Source organism: Streptomyces lasiicapitis, from assembly GCF_014646335.1.
Lineage (GTDB): Bacteria > Actinomycetota > Actinomycetes > Streptomycetales > Streptomycetaceae > Streptomyces > Streptomyces lasiicapitis.
On sequence record NZ_BMNG01000014.1, the window covers coordinates 148137 to 163399 of the forward strand.

Below are 15263 nucleotides of genomic sequence, written 5' to 3' on the forward strand. Positions count from 1 at the left end.
TCTCCCGGTTCGGCGTGCCGGTACGCCCACGTCGGCGGCACTCTGACGGCACGTCGAGGCGGGGCGTGGCTGCCCGTGTCGTGGCGTGGCGGGCGTCACACGTGGGGCTGTGCGGGCCAGGGACGGTACGGCCCTCAGGATGACCTCATGCACATAGGTATCGCTCTGCCGCAGTACGGAACCCACGCCCGCGCCGAGGCGATCGCGGCCTTCGCGCGCGACGCGGAGGCAGCCGGGTTCGACTCGCTCTGGGCCGGGGACCGGTCGCTGACGCCGGTCGCGCCCAGTGACCTGTATCCGGGCCACACCCCGGACAACCCGTACCCGCCCGAGTACAAGACCTTCCTCGATCCGCTCACCGTCCTGACCGTCGCCGCCGCGGCGACCAGTCGCGTGCGGCTTGGTACGAGCACCCTCAACGCCCCTTGGTATCCGCCGCTGTTGCTCGCGCGTTCGCTCACCTCGCTGGACCAGGTCAGCGGCGGCCGCCTCGACGCCGGGCTCGGCATCGGCTGGCTGCGCGACGAATACACCGCCGTCAACGCCGACTTCGGCAAGCGCGGTGCCCGCCTCGAAGAGATCCTCGACATCCTGGAGGGCATCTGGACGCGGGAGGTCTTCGAGCACGACGGGCCGCACTGGACGATCCCGCGGTCGTACGTCGGCCTGCGGCCGGTCCAGGCGCCGCATCCGCCGGTCTACCTGGGCGGGTTCAGCCCGGCCGCGATGGCCCGGATCGGCCGCCGGGCCGCCGGGTGGGTCGGCGTCTCGCTGCCCGCCGAGGCGCAGGCGGGGCTGTGGGGCATCGCGCGGCGCGCCGCCGAGGACGCGGGCCGCGACCCGGACGCGCTGCGCCGCCAGATCCGCCACAACCCGAAGCCCGGCGCGACGAGCGAGGAGATCGCCGCCGTGCTGCGCGGGGTGCGGGACACGGGGGCGGAGAGCTGCTTCGTGGACCTCCAGCAGTGTGTGCGGGAGCCGGGGGAGGCGCTGGAGCTGGGGGGTGCGGTGCTGGAGCGGGTGCGGCGGGCTTAGGCCCGTAACGGTGCCCTAGGCCGTACCGGCGCTCGGCAGGTTCAGGGGTTCAGGGGCCGAAGCGGCGGCGGTACGCCGACGGGGTCAGGCCCGTTTCGCGGCGCAGCCGGGACCGGAGGTTCGCCGCCGTGCCGAGGCCGCTGCGGTGGGCGACCACGTCGAGGCGCTCCTCGCCGCGCTCGATGAGGCGGCAGGCGAACGCGGTGCGCTCGCCGTTCAGCCAGGCCAGCGGGGTCGTGCCGAGCTGGGCGCGGAAGCGGCGGTGCAGTGTCGCCGGGCTCATCGCGGCGTGCGCGGCGAGTCCGGCGACGGTGAGCGGTTCGCCCAGGCGCTCCTGGGCCCACGCGAGCAGCGGCGCGAGGGACTCGTCGGGCACGTCGGGCACGGGGCGCTCCACGAACTGCCGCTGTCCTCCGTCCCGGTGGGCCGCGAAGACCAGCCGCCGTGACACCGAGTTGGCGACCTCCGCGCCGAAGTCGCGGCGCACGATGTGCAGCCCGAGGTCGAGCGCGGCGGCGCTGCCCGCGGCGGTGAGGATGTCGCCGTCGTCGACGAAGAGGACGTCCGGTTCGAGGCGTACGGCCGGGAAGCGCCGCCGGAAGTCGTCCGCCCACTGCCAGTGCGCGGTGGCCCGGCGCCCGTCGAGCACTCCCGCCTCGGCGAGCGTGAAGGCGCCGCTGCAGAAGCCGACGAGCCGGGCGCCGCGCGCGTGCGCCCGGCGGACGGCGGCCAGGACGGCGGGGCGGCGCGGGACCTCCGTGTCGGGCCGGTTCGGCACGATCAGGGTGTCCGCCGAGTCGGCCGCGGTGAGCTCGGCGACCCCGGTGAGCGTGAAGAAACCGTCCCGCATCAGGGTGCGCGGCTCGGGCGAGCAGAGCGTGAACTCGTAGAGGTCCCGGCCCAGTTCGGGCCTGCGGAGGCCGAAGATCTCGGTGACGCAGCCGAGCTCGAAGGGGTTGGAGTTCTCGTCGATGACGACGACCACGCGATGCGGGCGGCTGCCGCGTCGTGCGGACCCTTGAGAGTTTCCGTGAGAGTTTTCTTGCGCCATGTGCGATTTCTAGCACTCGTACGGAGCCGGGGGCGAGGCCGACGATGGGTCCATGAGCAACGAGACCCCCGTCCACCGACGGGAACCCATCGCCCTGAACGACGCCCTGGCCTCCTTCGACGCCCTGTGGAGCCCCCGCATCGTCACCCACGTCAACGACTACGACGTACGCGTCGCCAAGATCGAGGGCGAGTACATCTGGCACGTCCACGACGACACCGACGAGTTCTTCCTCGTCCTCGACGGCGAGCTGGACATCGCGCTGCGGGGGCCCGACGGGGAGCGCGCGGTCACGCTCGCCAAGGGCGACGTCTTCACGGTCCCCCGGGGCACCGAGCACAAGCCGATCGCCCGCACCGGCGCCTCGATCCTGCTGTTCGAGCCCACCGGCACGCTCACCGTCGGGGACAGCCACGAGGCCGTACCGGACCACGTGGACGCGACGACGGGCCACGCGCTGCGCGCCTAGCCGCGCCCGGCCGCCCCCCGGCTGCCCCCCGGCCGCCCCTAGTGGAGGCAGAACTCGTTCCCCTCCGGGTCCGCCATCACCACCCACTCGCCGCCGGGCTCCTTCACGTGCCGCAGCACGCTCGCGCCCAGCGCCCGCAGGCGGGTCAGCTCCTCGTCGCGGGTGCCGGGCCCGGAGTGCACGTCCACGTGCAGGCGGTTCTTGCCGGACTTCGTCTCCGGCACCCGCTGGAAGAGGATGCGGCGGCCGAGGCCCGTGCCGCTGTCCTCGTCGTACGGATCGTCCGGGTGCCGTACGGCGATGAGGTCCCGCCAGGCGCGGCGCCCGCGGAACTCGACGGTCAGTGCCTCCGGTACGGCGCCGACGCCGAGCAGCCGCTCGATCAGCGCGTCGTTGTCCTCGACCTCGTACCCGAGCGTCTCGCCCCAGAAGGCGGCCTGGGCGTGCGGGTCCCGCGCGTCGATCACGAGTTTCCAGTGCAGGGTCATGCCCTGATCATGCGTCGGCCGACTCCTGTGCCGCCACCCGCGCGTCGTACGCCGAACGGGCCGCCGCGACCTCGTTCTGGTGCTCCTCCGTCCAGGTCACCAGGGCCCGGATGGTGTGGTGCAACGTGCCGCCGAGCGGCGTGAGTTCGTACTCCACCCGGGGCGGCACCACCGGGTGGACCGTGCGCTTCACCAGGCCGTCGCGCTCCAGCTGGCGCAGCGTGACCGTCAGCATGCGCTGGCTGATGCCGTCGATCTCGCGGCGCAGCTCGGTGAAGCGCAGACAGCGGCGGTCCAGGAGCGCGATCACGAGCAGGGACCACTTGTCGGCCACCCGGTCCAGGATCTGCCGCACCTGGCAGTCCTCGCGGGTGTCCCACTGGAACGGGTCGGGGTCTCCGCAGTCGACGCTCGCGTCGGTTTCGAGAGTGCTCTCGGTGCCCTTGGTCTCCACGGTGCCCTCGCAGTGCCTCGGTGACTTCAAAGTGCCTTCTTCCGCACCTGTAGATGCTGCCGCAGGATCTCAGTGGTTACAAGAAGGAACCGGCCCCCATTGGGGTAACCACTGCACTCCGAAGGAGACACCATGGGCGCCCGCGCCTGGGCACTGCTGCTCGTCCTGTGCGGAACGATCTTCCTGGAGGGCGCGGACATCGCGATGCTCGCCGTCGCCATCCCCTCCATCAGGTCCGACCTGGGCCTTTCCACCGGCACCGCGGCCTGGGTGATCAGTGCGTACGTCCTCGGCTACGCCGGGTTCACGCTGCTCGGCGGCCGCGCGGCCGACCTGCTCGGCAGGCGCCGGATGTTCCTGACCTGGCTCGGGGTGTTCCTGGTCTTCTCCGGGCTCGGCGGCTTCGCGACCGAGGGCTGGATGCTGATCGTGGCGCGGTTCGTGACCGGCGTGGCCGCGGCGTTCATGACGCCCGCCGCGATGTCGATCATCACCACGTCGTACGCGGAGGGCCCGGCCCGCAACCAGGCGCTGCTCGTCTTCGCGGGCACCTCCGCGGGCGGCTTCTCGCTCGGCCTGGTCATCGGCGGGCTGCTCACGGAGCTGGGCTGGCAGTGGGTGTTCTTCGCGCCGGTGCTGTTCGCGGCGGTGATCCTGGTGGCGGCGGTACGGCTGATTCCGGCCCCGGCCCCGGCCCCGGTAGTCCCGGCCCCGTCCCCCGGCGGAGGCTTCGACCTGCCGGGCGCCGCCGCCGCGGCCGGGGCGATGCTGCTCCTCGCCTATGGCGTCGTCAGCCTCGAACACGGCCTCGCCGACTGGCCGTTGACGCTCACTTCAGTGGCCGCGGGCCTGCTCCTCGTCGCGGCTTTCGTCGGCATCGAGCGCCGCGCCGACGTGCCGCTGGTCCGCCTGGGGATCTTCCGTACGGGGACGGTGGTGCGGGCCGGGCTCGGGGCGCTGCTCTTCCTCGGCGCGTTCATGGGCTTCCAGTTCGTCCTCACGCTCTACCTCCAGGAGCTGCGCGGCTGGTCGTCCTGGCAGACCGCGATCGCCCTGGTCGTGATGGGCTGCGACGTCGTCCTCGCGCCGACGCTCACCCCGCGCCTGGTGAACCGCTACGGCCACGCCCGCGTGATCCTCGCCGGGTTCCTGCTCGCGGCGACGGCGTACGCGCTGTTCCTGCCGGTCGGCATGGACTGGACGTACGCGGCGATGTTCCCGACCCTGATCCTCGCCGGCACCGCCTTCGCGCTGGCCTACGGCCCGCTCCTGATCGCGGCGACGGACGGCGTGGCCGAGGCCGAACAGGGCCTGGCGGGCGGCCTGTTGCAGACGGCCACGCAGTTCGGCGCGGCCATCGGGATCTCGGCGGTGACGGCGGTGTACGGGATCGCGTCGGCGGGCGGCGGGAGCGGCGGGGCGCACGGCGGGGACGCCGAGGGTTCCCTGGAGGCGTTCCGGGCGGCGCTCACCGTGCCGGTGGTACTCGCGGTCCTCGGGGTCGTGGTCTCGCTGGCCGGGGTGCGCGGGAGCCGGCGGAAGGCTCAGCCCGCGACCCGCAGCCACGAGTCGGGGTCCACCCTCTCCGCCACCGCAGACCCGGCCCCGGCCGCCGCCTCCGCGGCCCGCGACGCCCGGTAGCCGCTCGGCGTGACCCCGCGGGTCCGCTTGAAGGCGTCGCTGAACCCGAACCCGTCGGCGTACCCGACGCGCGCGGCCACGGAGGCGACCGTCGCGCCCGGCTCGGTGAGGAGTTCGGCCGCGAGGGTCATGCGCCAGTCGGTGACGTACGCCATCGGGGGCCGCCCCACCAGGTCGGCGAACCGCCGGGCGAAGGCGGCGCGGGAGACCTGGGCCCGCGCCGCCAGGGACGCCACGGTCCAGGGCCTGGCAGGGTCCTCGTGCAGGGCGCGCAGGGCGGGGCCGACCACGTCGTCGCCGAGCGCCCGGTACCAGGCGGGCGGGCGCGACTCGGGCAGGTCGAACCACTCGCGCAGGGTGCAGGCGAGCAGCCAGTCCAGCATCCGGTCCATCACGTACTGCCTGCCGGGACGGTCGGCGGCGATCTCGGCGGCGATGAGCTCCACGATCGGCATGCACTCGTCCTCGGCGGGCACGACCAGGAACGGCGGCAGCGCGCTGGTGAGGCGGCGGCCCACGGCTCCTTCCAACTCGTAGTACCCGGAGACCAGTTCGGTCTCCCCGGCGCCGGGTCCTGTCGAGGTCAGCGCGAACGGGGCCGTGGTGCAGGCGATCGTGGCGTCCCCCGCGCGCAGGGTGCGCGGCTCGCATCCGGCACCGGCGATCCGGGCCGTGCCCCGCACGACCAGGAACAGTTCGAGCGCGGCGCCCCGCGGGCAGCTCCGTTCCCAGTCGTCCGTGAGCACCTCGCGGCCGAACAGCGCGCCGTCCGCGCGTACGCCGCGCAGCAGATCCCCCAGAGCGTCCATGCGGTCCACGGTAGACGCCCGTCCGGGGGCTCGCCGTGGACGTACTCCCATGGTCGTGAGACGGGCACCCATGTCACGGGCGCGGCCGGGCGGATTGGCTGGTGCCATGACCGAATCCCAGCGGAACACCGAATCCCAGCAGGACCCGGCAGCAGCCACCGCCGCCCCCGTCCTCGTCCTCGGCGCCACCGGCAAGACCGGCCGCCGCATCGTGCCCCGGCTGCGGGCGGCGGGCCATACGGTGCGGGCCGCGTCCCGCTCCGGCGAAACCCGCTTCGACTGGACCGACCGTGCCACCTGGGCCCCGGTCCTGTCGGGCGTCCGGGCCCTCTACCTCGTCGCGCCGGAGGACCCTGAGCCCGTCGTCGACTTCGTGAAGCAGGCCGAGGAGGCGGGCGTGCGCCGCTTCGTGGTCCTGTCCGGGCGCGGCGTCGACGTGTCCGGCGAGGCCTTCCTGCCGGGCATGTGGCGGGCCGAGCGGGCCGTCGCGGAGGCGGGCGTGGACTGGTCGGTGATCCGGGCCAACAACTTCGCGCAGAACTTCTCCGAGGACTTCTTCCACGCGCTGCTCCTCGCGGGCCGCCTCGCCCTGCCGGTCGGCGACGCCACGCCGGAGCCGTTCGTCGACGTGGAGGACATCGCGGACGTGGCGGTCGCGCTGCTCACCGAGGACGGCCACACCCACCGCGTGTACGAACTGTCGGGCCCGCGCGCCCTCTCGTACACCGAGGCGGTCGCGGAGGTCGCGGCGGCGTCGGGCCGCGAGATGCGCTACGAGACGCTCACGCCGGAGGACTTCCTGGCCGAGCTGGCCGCCGATGGCGTGCCCGAAGCCCTCGCCGAGGAGCTCACCGCGCTCTTCACGTTCGTCTCCGAGGGCCACCTCAGCCCGGTGGCGACGGGCGTACGCGACGTACTGGGCCGCGAGCCGCGGGACTTCAGGGAGTACGTGCGGGCGGCTGCTTCAGCGGGAGCCTGGAAGTAGCCGGGGCTTCCTGGGCGGCGGCCAGGGCGGACGCCCGTACGGCGTTGCGCCGCGCGGTGCGAAACGCGTCGAAAGTGAGCAGGGCCAGCGCCAGCCACACCAGCGCGAACCCGGCCCACCGCTCCGGCGGCATCGCCTCGTGGAAGTACAGGATGCCGAGCATGAACTGGAACACGGGCGCGAGGTACTGGAGCAGGCCCAGGGTGGACAGCGGCACCCGTATCGCCGCCGCGCCGAAGCAGACGAGCGGTGCCGCCGTCACCACACCGGTGGCGGCGAGCAGCGCGGCGTGCCCGAACCCCTCGGTGGCGAACGTGGCCTCGCCCCGTGAGCCGAGCCACAGCAGGAAGGCGACCGCGGGCAGGAACTGCACGGCGGTCTCGGCGGCGAGCGACTCCAGGCCGCCGATGTTGACCTTCTTCTTGACCAGTCCGTACGTGGCGAAGGAGAAGGCGAGGCAGAGGGAGATCCACGGCGGGCGGCCGTAGCCGAAGGCGAGGACCAGGACGGCGGCGGCGCCGACGCCGACGGCCGTCCACTGCACGGGCCGCAGCCGCTCGCCGAGCAGCAGGACGCCGATCGCGATGGTGACCAGCGGGTTGATGAAGTAGCCGAGGGACGCCTCGACGACGTGGCCGGAGTTCACGGCCCAGATGTAGACGCCCCAGTTGAGGGTGATCACGGAGGCGGCGATCGTCACCAGGCCCAGCTTGCGGGGCTGGCGCAGCAGCTCGCCTGCCCAGGCCCAGCGGCGTACGACGAGCAGCGCGACGCCGACGACCACGAGCGACCAGGCCATGCGGTGGGCCAGGATCTCGCCCGCGCCCGCGGGCTTGAGGAGCGGCCAGAACAGGGGGACCAGGCCCCACATGCCGTACGCCGCGAAGCCGTTCAGCAGGCCTATGCGTGCCTCGGCCTTGGCCTGCGCTGGGGTCACGGCTCCTCCTTGGTGCTCGGCAGCCACCCGCTGCCCGGGCACGAAGGTAGCGCCCGCGCCGGGGGGCTGTCATGTCCGTATCGCCATACGGTCATGACAGCCCCCCGGCGGCACGGTTCAGCCCTTGAGCGCCGCGGCCACCGCGTCCGTCAGCGGCGTCGTCGGCCGCCCGATCAGACGGCTCAGGTCACCGCTGCCCCCGGCGAGCAGCCCCCGCGCTATGGCGGCGTCCACGTCCACGAGGATCGCGGCCATCGGCTCCGGAAGCCCGGCACCGGTGAGGACGGCGAGGTGCTCCGCGGGAGCCACCTGCCGGTACGCGACCGGCTTGCCGGAGCGCGCGGCGATCTCGGCCGCGTACTCGGGGAAGGTCCACGCCACATCGCCGCTCAGCTCGTACGCGCGGCCCTCGTGCCCCTCGCCGGTCAGCACCGCGACGGCCGCCGCCGCGTAGTCGGCGCGGGCCGCGGACGCGACCCGGCCCCCGCCCGCGCTGCCGACGACCGCGCCGTGCGCCAGGACCGGAGCCAGGTGCTCCGTGTAGTTCTCGTGGTACCAGCCGTTGCGCAGGAACGTGTACGGAAGCCCGGAGTCGAGCACCGCCTGCTCGGTGGCCTTGTGCTCGTCCGCCAGGTCGAAGTCGGCGTCGGGCCCGCCGAGCACGCCCGTGTAGACGAGGTGGGCGACCCCGGCGGCACGCGCCGCGTCGATCACGGCCCGGTGCTGCGGCACCCGCCGCCCCACCTCGCTGCCGGAGACGAGGAGCACCTTGTCGCCCGCGCCGAACACTCCAGCGAGCGTCTCCGGCGCGTTGTAGTCGGCGACGCGCAGCTCCACCCCGCGCTCGGCGAGGTCCGCGGCCTTCTCCTTGTTCCGTACGACGGCCGCGACCTGCCCGGCGGGCACGCCCGCGGCGAGGAGGCCCTCGACGACGAGGCGGCCCAGGTGACCGGTGGCTCCGGTGACGACGATGCTCATGGGATTTCTCCTGCTGTGCCTAGTTATGCCCGGTGACGTTCGGTATGCCACTCACCCTAGTTCCGGCACTAACTATCCGTAAGTACCCACTTTGAAGTAAGGTACTGGCATGGCAGTAAGGTCCTTGTGGAACACCGACGCCGAGGTGATGTGCCCGCACCGCCTCGTCCTGGAGCACGTCACCAGCCGCTGGGGCGTCCTCGTCCTGATCGCGCTGTCCGAGCGTTCGTACCGGTTCAGTGAGCTGCGCCGGGAGATCGGCCGCGTCAGCGAGAAGATGCTGACCCAGACCCTGCAGACCCTGGAGCGCGACGGCGTCGTGCACCGCGACGCCAAGCCCGTCATCCCGCCCCGCGTCGACTACTCCCTCACCGACCTGGGCCGCGAGGCCGCCGAACTGGTCCGCGCCCTCGGCGAGTGGACGGACCGGCGCATGGATGACGTCCTGGCGGCGCGCGTGACGTACGACGAAGCACGGGCGAAGCACGACGAAGCCCGGCCCTGACGGATCAGGACCGGGCTTCGGGCGCCGGAAAAGCGGGCCGGGCCGGACTAGCCGACGACCGTCCAGGTGTCCCCGCCGGCCAGCAGCGCAGCCAGGTCACCCTTGCCGTGCTGCTCGATGGCCGTGTCGAGCTGGTCGGCCATCAGCGTGTCGTACACCGGGCGTTCGGTGGAGCGGAAGACGCCGATGGGGGTGTGGTGCAGCGTGTCCGGGTCGGCGAGGCGGGAGAGCGCGAAGGCCGTGGTCGGGGACGCGGCGTGGGCGTCGTGGACCAGGATCTGCGACTGGTTCTCCGCCGTCACCGCGACCACCTTCAGGTCGCCGGTGAGCGAGTCGCGGACGACGCCCTTGGAGCCGTCGGTGCCGAAGCGGATCGGCGCGCCGTGCTCCAGGCGGATCACGGCCTCCTCGGCCTGCTGCTTGTCCTTGAGGACCTCGAAGGCGCCGTCGTTGAAGATGTTGCAGTTCTGGTAGATCTCCACCAGCGCCGTGCCGGGGTGGTCGGCGGCCTGGCGCAGCACGTCGGTGAGGTGCTTGCGGTCGGAGTCGACGGTGCGGGCCACGAACGACGCCTCCGCGCCGATCGCCAGGGACACCGGGTTGAAGGGCGCGTCGAGCGAGCCCATCGGCGTCGACTTGGTGATCTTGCCGACCTCGGAGGTCGGGGAGTACTGGCCCTTGGTGAGGCCGTAGATCCGGTTGTTGAACAGCAGGATCTTCAGGTTCACGTTGCGGCGCAGCGCGTGGATGAGGTGGTTGCCGCCGATGGACAGCGCGTCGCCGTCACCGGTGACCACCCACACGCTCAAGTCCCGCCGGGATGAGGCGAGTCCGGTGGCGATGGCGGGGGCGCGGCCGTGGATGGAGTGCATCCCGTACGTGTTCATGTAGTACGGGAAGCGGGACGAGCAGCCGATGCCGGAGACGAAGACGATGTTCTCCTTGGCCAGGCCGAGCTCGGGCATGAAGCCCTGCACGGCGGCCAGGACCGCGTAGTCACCGCAGCCGGGGCACCAGCGCACTTCCTGGTCGGACTTGAAGTCCTTCATGGACTGCTTGCCCTCGGCCTTGGGCACGAGCTTCAGAAGCGTCTCGGAGCCTGTGGGCCCCTCGAGCGTGGTGTCAGCCATCGATGGCCTCCTTGAGAGCCGTGGCGAGCTGCTCGGCCTTGAACGGCATGCCGTTGACCTGGTTGTAGGAGACCGCGTCCACGAGGTACTTGGCGCGGATCAGTGTGGCGAGCTGACCGAGGTTCATCTCGGGGATCACCACCTTGTCGTAACGCTTCAGGACCTCGCCCAGGTTCCGCGGGAACGGGTTGAGGTGGCGCAGATGCGCCTGCGCGACGCTCTGCCCGGCGGCGCGCAGGCGGCGTACCGCCGCGGTGATCGGCCCGTACGTCGAACCCCAGCCGAGGACGAGGAGGTTGGCGTCGCCGGTCGCGTCGTCGACCTCCAGGTCGGGCACGTCGATGCCGTCGACCTTGGCCTGGCGGGTGCGGACCATGAAGTCGTGGTTGGCCGGGTCGTAGGAGATGTTGCCGGTGCCGTCCTGCTTCTCGATGCCGCCGATGCGGTGTTCGAGGCCGGGGGTGCCGGGGATGGCCCACGGGCGGGCGAGGGTCCCGGGGTCGCGCTTGAACGGCCAGAAGACCTCGGTGCCGTCCTCCAGCGTGTGGTTGGTGCCGGAGGCGAACTGCACGCGCAGGTCCGGGAGTTCGTCGACCTCCGGGATGCGCCACGGCTCGGAGCCGTTGGCCAGATAGCCGTCGGAGAGCAGGAAGACCGGCGTGCGGTACGTGACGGCGATGCGGGCCGCCTCGATGGCCGCGTCGAAGCAGTCCGCCGGGGTGCGCGGCGCGACGACCGGCACCGGGGCCTCGCCGTTGCGGCCGAACATCGCCTGCAGCAGGTCTGCCTGCTCGGTCTTGGTCGGCAGCCCGGTGGAGGGGCCGCCGCGCTGGATGTCGACGATCAGCAGCGGCAGTTCGAGCGAGACCGCGAGCCCGATGGTCTCGCTCTTGAGCGCCACACCCGGGCCGGAGGTCGTGGTCACGGCCAGCGAGCCGCCGAAGGCGGCGCCGAGGGCCGCGCCGATGCCGGCGATCTCGTCCTCGGCCTGGAAGGTGCGTACGCCGAAGTTCTTGTGCTTGGACAGCTCGTGCAGGATGTCCGAGGCCGGCGTGATCGGGTACGAACCCAGGTACAGCGGCAGGTCCGCCTGGCGCGAGGCCGCGACGAGGCCGTACGACAGGGCGAGGTTGCCGGAGATGTTGCGGTACGTGCCCGTGGGGAACGCCTTCGACGCGGGCGCCACCTCGTAGCTGACCGCGAAGTCCTCGGTGGTCTCGCCGAAGTTCCAGCCCGCGCGGAACGCCGCGATGTTCGCCGCCGCGATGTCCGGCTTCTTGGCGAACTTGGTCTTCAGGAACCGCTCGGTGCCCTCGGTCGGCCGGTGGTACATCCACGAGAGCAGGCCGAGCGCGAACATGTTCTTCGAGCGCCCCGCGTCCTTCCGGGACAGCTCGAACTCCTTCAACGCCTCCACCGTCAGCGAGGTCAGCGGCACCGGGTGCACCTGGAAACCGTCCAGGGAGCCGTCTTCGAGCGGTGAGGTCTCGTACCCGACCTTCTGCATCGCGCGCTTCGTGAACTCGTCCGTGTTCACGATGATCTCGGCGCCGCGCGGTACGTCCCCGATGTTCGCCTTCAGGGCCGCCGGGTTCATCGCGACCAGCACGTTCGGCGCGTCGCCGGGGGTCAGGATGTCGTGGTCGGCGAAGTGCAGCTGGAACGAGGAGACGCCCGGCAGGGTGCCTGCGGGCGCGCGGATCTCGGCGGGGAAGTTCGGCAGCGTCGACAGGTCGTTGCCGAAGGACGCGGTCTCCGATGTGAACCGGTCGCCCGTGAGCTGCATGCCGTCACCTGAGTCACCCGCGAACCGAATGATCACCCGGTCGAGTCGGCGCACGTCCTTCTCGCCCGTAGCGGGCTTGCGCTGCTCTCCTACGACGGCTTCGTCGGCCTGCTCGGCCGGGCTACTGACCTGGCTGGTCACTGAACTGGACCTCCCTCGAGGCGGCTCTGCGGGAGCGGCAGGCCGCCCTGCGCTCCCATGGCCCACCCTACGTCTGTAAGGGTCACCTTCTTAGGGCCGCTCGCATGATGGACGCACCTTTGAGACAGCCGAATGCCCTGGTTTGTCATGCTGTGACTCGCCCCCCGGCCTTTCATGAAGACGCTCTCCGCTCATCCTTTGGTTCTAGGACCATGCCTGGTTCCAGTGCCGTGCTGCGGTGCGGTGTCGTTCTGTCCGTACGGGTGGTGCCCACGGTGGCGCTGTGCGGTCGACCCTCGATCGTGTCCCGGTGGCGGGACGGCGCGAGGCGCTAATTCAGCGACTCACGAATTCACGAGTTCAGGTACGTGAGGACGGCGAGCACGCGGCGGTGGTCCCCGTCGCTGGGGGAGAGCCCCAGCTTCAGGAAGATGTTGCTGACGTGCTTCTCGACGGCGCCGTCGCTCACGACGAGCTGACGTGCCACGGCCGAGTTCGTGCGGCCCTCGGCCATCAGGCCCAGGACCTCCCGCTCGCGCGGGGTGAGACCGGCGAGAACGTCCTGTTTGCGGCTGCGCCCGAGCAACTGCGCCACGACCTCGGGGTCGAGCGCGGTGCCGCCCTGCGCGACACGCACGACCGCGTCCACGAACTCACGCACCTCGGCGACGCGGTCCTTGAGCAGATACCCCACGCCCCGGCTGGACCCGGCGAGCAGCTCCGTCGCGTACTGCTCCTCCACGTACTGCGAAAGGACCAGCACCCCGAGCCCCGGATGCCGCGCGCGCAGCTTCACGGCCGCCCGCACCCCTTCGTCCGTGTGTGTCGGCGGCATCCGCACGTCAGCGACCACGACGTCCGGCAGCAGGTCCTGCGCCGCGAGATCGGTGACCGTCTTGATCAGCGCCTCCGCGTCACCCACACCCGCGACCACGTCGTGCCCACGGTCGGTCAGCAACCGGGTCAGGCCCTCCCTGAGCAGCACTGAATCCTCGGCGATGACCACCCGCACCTTGTCCTCCACGATGTTCCGGCCCCCATGCCCTGTCCCCGCCCCATTGACAGGACCAAGCATCCCAGCATTCGGGCGCCGGGGCTTCACGCTCTTTCAATTAGTCGAGCGGGTCGGCTCCGTCAGCGCTTGAGGGCGAGGCCTGGGGCGGCGAGTTTCAGCCTGTCCGGCGTTTGAGGACGAGGCCGTTCAGGCCGATACGGGGGTCCAGGGGGCAGAGCCCCCTGGTTACGGGAAGGGGCGCCCGCGCGCGGAGCGCGCTAATGGACGCAGCGGGGAGCCCCCGGCAGGGCCCCCTACCCCCGCCAAGGCAACTCCGCCGTGATCACAGTCGGCCCTCCCAAGGGCGACTCGACCACCAGAATCCCGTCAACCGCGTCAAGCCGCTCCGCGAGCCCCGCAAGCCCGGACCCCCCGGAAACATCCGCCCCACCCCGCCCATCATCACTGACCTGCAACATCAGCCGACCCTCCACCTGCCACACATCCACAGAAGCCCGCCCCGCCCCACTGTGCTTGCTCACGTTCTGCAGCAGCTCGGACACGGTGAAGTAAGCAATCCCCTCGATGGCCGCCGCCGGCCGCGCCGGCAGATCCACCTCGACATCCACCGGCACAGTGCACCGCGCGGACAGCGAGGACAGCGCCGCATCGAGCCCCCGGTCGGTGAGCACGGCCGGATGAATCCCACGAGCCAGATCCCGCAGCTCCTGCAAGGCCACCTTCACCTCGCCGTGCGCCTCGTCCACCATCCGGGCCGCCGCCTCCGGGTCCTCGGTCAGCTTCTCCTTGGCGAGCCCGAGGTCCATGGCGAGCGCGACGAGCCGCGCCTGCGCCCCATCGTGCAGATCCCGCTCGATGCGCCGCAGGTCAGCCGCGGCGGTGTCCACGACGACCCCCCGGTCCGACTCCAGCTCGACGACACGTGACACCAGCCGCGAGGGACCGAGCAGCCCGAAGACCAGGACCCGGTCGACGGTGGTCAGCGCGCGAATGATCCAGGGCGTGGCCAGCGTGACGAGCAGACCTGTCGCCGCGGTGAGCCCGATCTCGAAGGGGTTGTCCAGGTATATGCGGTGGCCGTCGTCGCCGTAGAGCTGGATCCCGTCCTGTCCCCCGTACATCGGGAACAGCCAGAACCACAGCGGATACGTCAGCATCGCCCAGCCGTACGTCCAGAAGAGCGTCGTCACCACGAACGAGAAGATCGCCCACGGCATGTGGATCACCGCGTACACGACGTGCCGCCAGGAGACCCCGCTCTTGAGCATGGCCCCCATCCACGCCATGAAGCCGCCGCCGCGCGGCTGCAGCGGATGCGGGTCCTTGACGTCCACGCCGAGCAGCGTCCGCGCCCGCATCCGCTCCAGCGAGCCGAAGCCGCGGAGGGACGCGAGGCCCAGGGCGAGCACCGGAATGCCGATGAACGTGACCAGCAGGCCCACGCCGACCGACAGCATCGTCACCGCGAAGACGAAGCCGATGATGCTGATCGGGAACGAGAGCATCACGTAAAGGAACTCACGCCATGTGCGCCCCTCCAGGGGCGCCCGCAGCGCGGCCGGCAGCCGGCTCAGGCGGCCCTCGCCGCGCCCGCCGCCCGGCTGGCTGCCGTAGCCGCCGTGGTCCCCGTAGCCGCTGTGGTCCCCGTAGCCGCCCTGGTCCCCGTGGCCCCAGCGGTCCTCGACGTCGGCTCCCATGACGTGTCCGTACCCCTGTCCGTAGTCCGTGGCCATCGGTGTCGTCCGTTTCTGCTCGGCCCCGCGCGGCTCGTACCCGCTCCGCGAGAGCTGTTCCTTGTCGTACGTCCAGACTGCGGGTCGGCGACCGCGCGGGCCATGG

15 protein-coding genes are annotated in these 15263 nt (G+C 71.7%); 5 read left to right on the plus strand and 10 right to left on the minus strand.

Features of this window, described 5'->3' with window-relative positions; translation table 11 throughout:
• The first annotated feature begins 147 nt into the window (after nucleotides 1-147).
• Nucleotides 148-1035, plus strand: coding sequence for a TIGR03619 family F420-dependent LLM class oxidoreductase (locus IEY91_RS29505; RefSeq protein ID WP_189176319.1), 888 nt, complete (start codon nucleotides 148-150; stop codon nucleotides 1033-1035).
• Nucleotides 1036-1084: 49 nt separating this feature from the next.
• On the opposite strand, the gene IEY91_RS29510 is transcribed toward IEY91_RS29505, so the two are convergent.
• The gene (locus tag IEY91_RS29510) at nucleotides 1085-2086 is read right to left on the minus strand and encodes a helix-turn-helix domain-containing protein (protein ID WP_189176320.1); all 1002 of its coding nucleotides are present in this window, start codon (nucleotides 2084-2086) and stop codon (nucleotides 1085-1087) included.
• Nucleotides 2087-2138: 52 nt separating this feature from the next.
• Between IEY91_RS29510 and IEY91_RS29515 the strand changes: the two genes are divergently transcribed.
• Nucleotides 2139-2555: a cupin domain-containing protein gene (locus tag IEY91_RS29515; protein WP_189176321.1), complete on the plus strand. Its 417-nt coding sequence runs from the start codon at nucleotides 2139-2141 to the stop codon at nucleotides 2553-2555.
• Nucleotides 2556-2593: 38 nt separating this feature from the next.
• Here IEY91_RS29515 and IEY91_RS29520 read toward each other — a convergent pair whose 3' ends face one another.
• The gene (locus tag IEY91_RS29520; RefSeq protein ID WP_164321851.1) at nucleotides 2594-3043 is read right to left on the minus strand and encodes a VOC family protein; all 450 of its coding nucleotides are present in this window, start codon (nucleotides 3041-3043) and stop codon (nucleotides 2594-2596) included.
• A 7-nt stretch (nucleotides 3044-3050) separates the two neighbouring features.
• On the minus strand, nucleotides 3051-3527 hold the full coding sequence (locus IEY91_RS29525) for a winged helix-turn-helix transcriptional regulator (RefSeq protein ID WP_373288047.1): 477 nt from the start codon (nucleotides 3525-3527) through the stop codon (nucleotides 3051-3053).
• A gap of 102 nt (nucleotides 3528-3629) precedes the next feature.
• Here IEY91_RS29525 and IEY91_RS29530 point away from each other — a divergent pair, with 102 nt between their 5' ends.
• Nucleotides 3630-5138, plus strand: coding sequence for an MFS transporter (locus IEY91_RS29530; RefSeq protein WP_189176322.1), 1509 nt, complete (start codon nucleotides 3630-3632; stop codon nucleotides 5136-5138).
• On the opposite strand, the gene IEY91_RS29535 is transcribed toward IEY91_RS29530, so the two are convergent.
• Nucleotides 5042-5947 carry an AraC family transcriptional regulator gene (locus IEY91_RS29535; protein ID WP_164321846.1) on the minus strand — a complete coding sequence of 302 codons (906 nt, stop codon included), beginning with the start codon at nucleotides 5945-5947 and terminating at the stop codon, nucleotides 5042-5044. The two genes, IEY91_RS29530 and IEY91_RS29535, sit on opposite strands and share 97 nt — an antisense overlap.
• A 106-nt stretch (nucleotides 5948-6053) precedes the next feature.
• Here IEY91_RS29535 and IEY91_RS29540 point away from each other — a divergent pair, with 106 nt between their 5' ends.
• Nucleotides 6054-6932, plus strand: a complete 879-nt coding sequence (locus IEY91_RS29540) for an NmrA family NAD(P)-binding protein (protein WP_164321844.1) — start codon at nucleotides 6054-6056, stop codon at nucleotides 6930-6932.
• On the opposite strand, the gene rarD is transcribed toward IEY91_RS29540, so the two are convergent.
• Together rarD and IEY91_RS29550 are read right to left on the minus strand one after the other, a co-directional pair.
• Nucleotides 6886-7869, minus strand: coding sequence for an EamA family transporter RarD (rarD, locus tag IEY91_RS29545; protein ID WP_164321842.1), 984 nt, complete (start codon nucleotides 7867-7869; stop codon nucleotides 6886-6888). The genes IEY91_RS29540 and rarD overlap by 47 nt on opposite strands.
• Nucleotides 7870-7986: 117 nt before the next feature.
• Complete coding sequence (locus IEY91_RS29550; protein WP_189176323.1) at nucleotides 7987-8847, minus strand: SDR family oxidoreductase; 861 nt, start codon at nucleotides 8845-8847, stop codon at nucleotides 7987-7989.
• A gap of 109 nt (nucleotides 8848-8956) precedes the next feature.
• Between IEY91_RS29550 and IEY91_RS29555 the strand changes: the two genes are divergently transcribed.
• Nucleotides 8957-9352, plus strand: coding sequence for a winged helix-turn-helix transcriptional regulator (locus tag IEY91_RS29555; protein ID WP_189176324.1), 396 nt, complete (start codon nucleotides 8957-8959; stop codon nucleotides 9350-9352).
• A 47-nt stretch (nucleotides 9353-9399) separates the two neighbouring features.
• Here IEY91_RS29555 and IEY91_RS29560 read toward each other — a convergent pair whose 3' ends face one another.
• From IEY91_RS29560 to IEY91_RS29575, 4 genes are all read right to left on the minus strand, one after another.
• The gene (locus IEY91_RS29560; protein WP_164321836.1) at nucleotides 9400-10482 is read right to left on the minus strand and encodes a 2-oxoacid:ferredoxin oxidoreductase subunit beta; all 1083 of its coding nucleotides are present in this window, start codon (nucleotides 10480-10482) and stop codon (nucleotides 9400-9402) included.
• Nucleotides 10475-12409: a 2-oxoacid:acceptor oxidoreductase subunit alpha gene (locus IEY91_RS29565; protein WP_189176325.1), complete on the minus strand. Its 1935-nt coding sequence runs from the start codon at nucleotides 12407-12409 to the stop codon at nucleotides 10475-10477. The genes IEY91_RS29560 and IEY91_RS29565 overlap by 8 nt, the downstream gene beginning before the upstream one ends.
• Before the next feature lie 352 nt (nucleotides 12410-12761).
• Nucleotides 12762-13421, minus strand: coding sequence for a response regulator transcription factor (locus IEY91_RS29570; protein ID WP_306309925.1), 660 nt, complete (start codon nucleotides 13419-13421; stop codon nucleotides 12762-12764).
• A gap of 296 nt (nucleotides 13422-13717) precedes the next feature.
• Nucleotides 13718-15157: a sensor histidine kinase gene (locus IEY91_RS29575; protein ID WP_189176326.1), complete on the minus strand. Its 1440-nt coding sequence runs from the start codon at nucleotides 15155-15157 to the stop codon at nucleotides 13718-13720.
• Nucleotides 15158-15263: the final 106 nt, after the last annotated feature.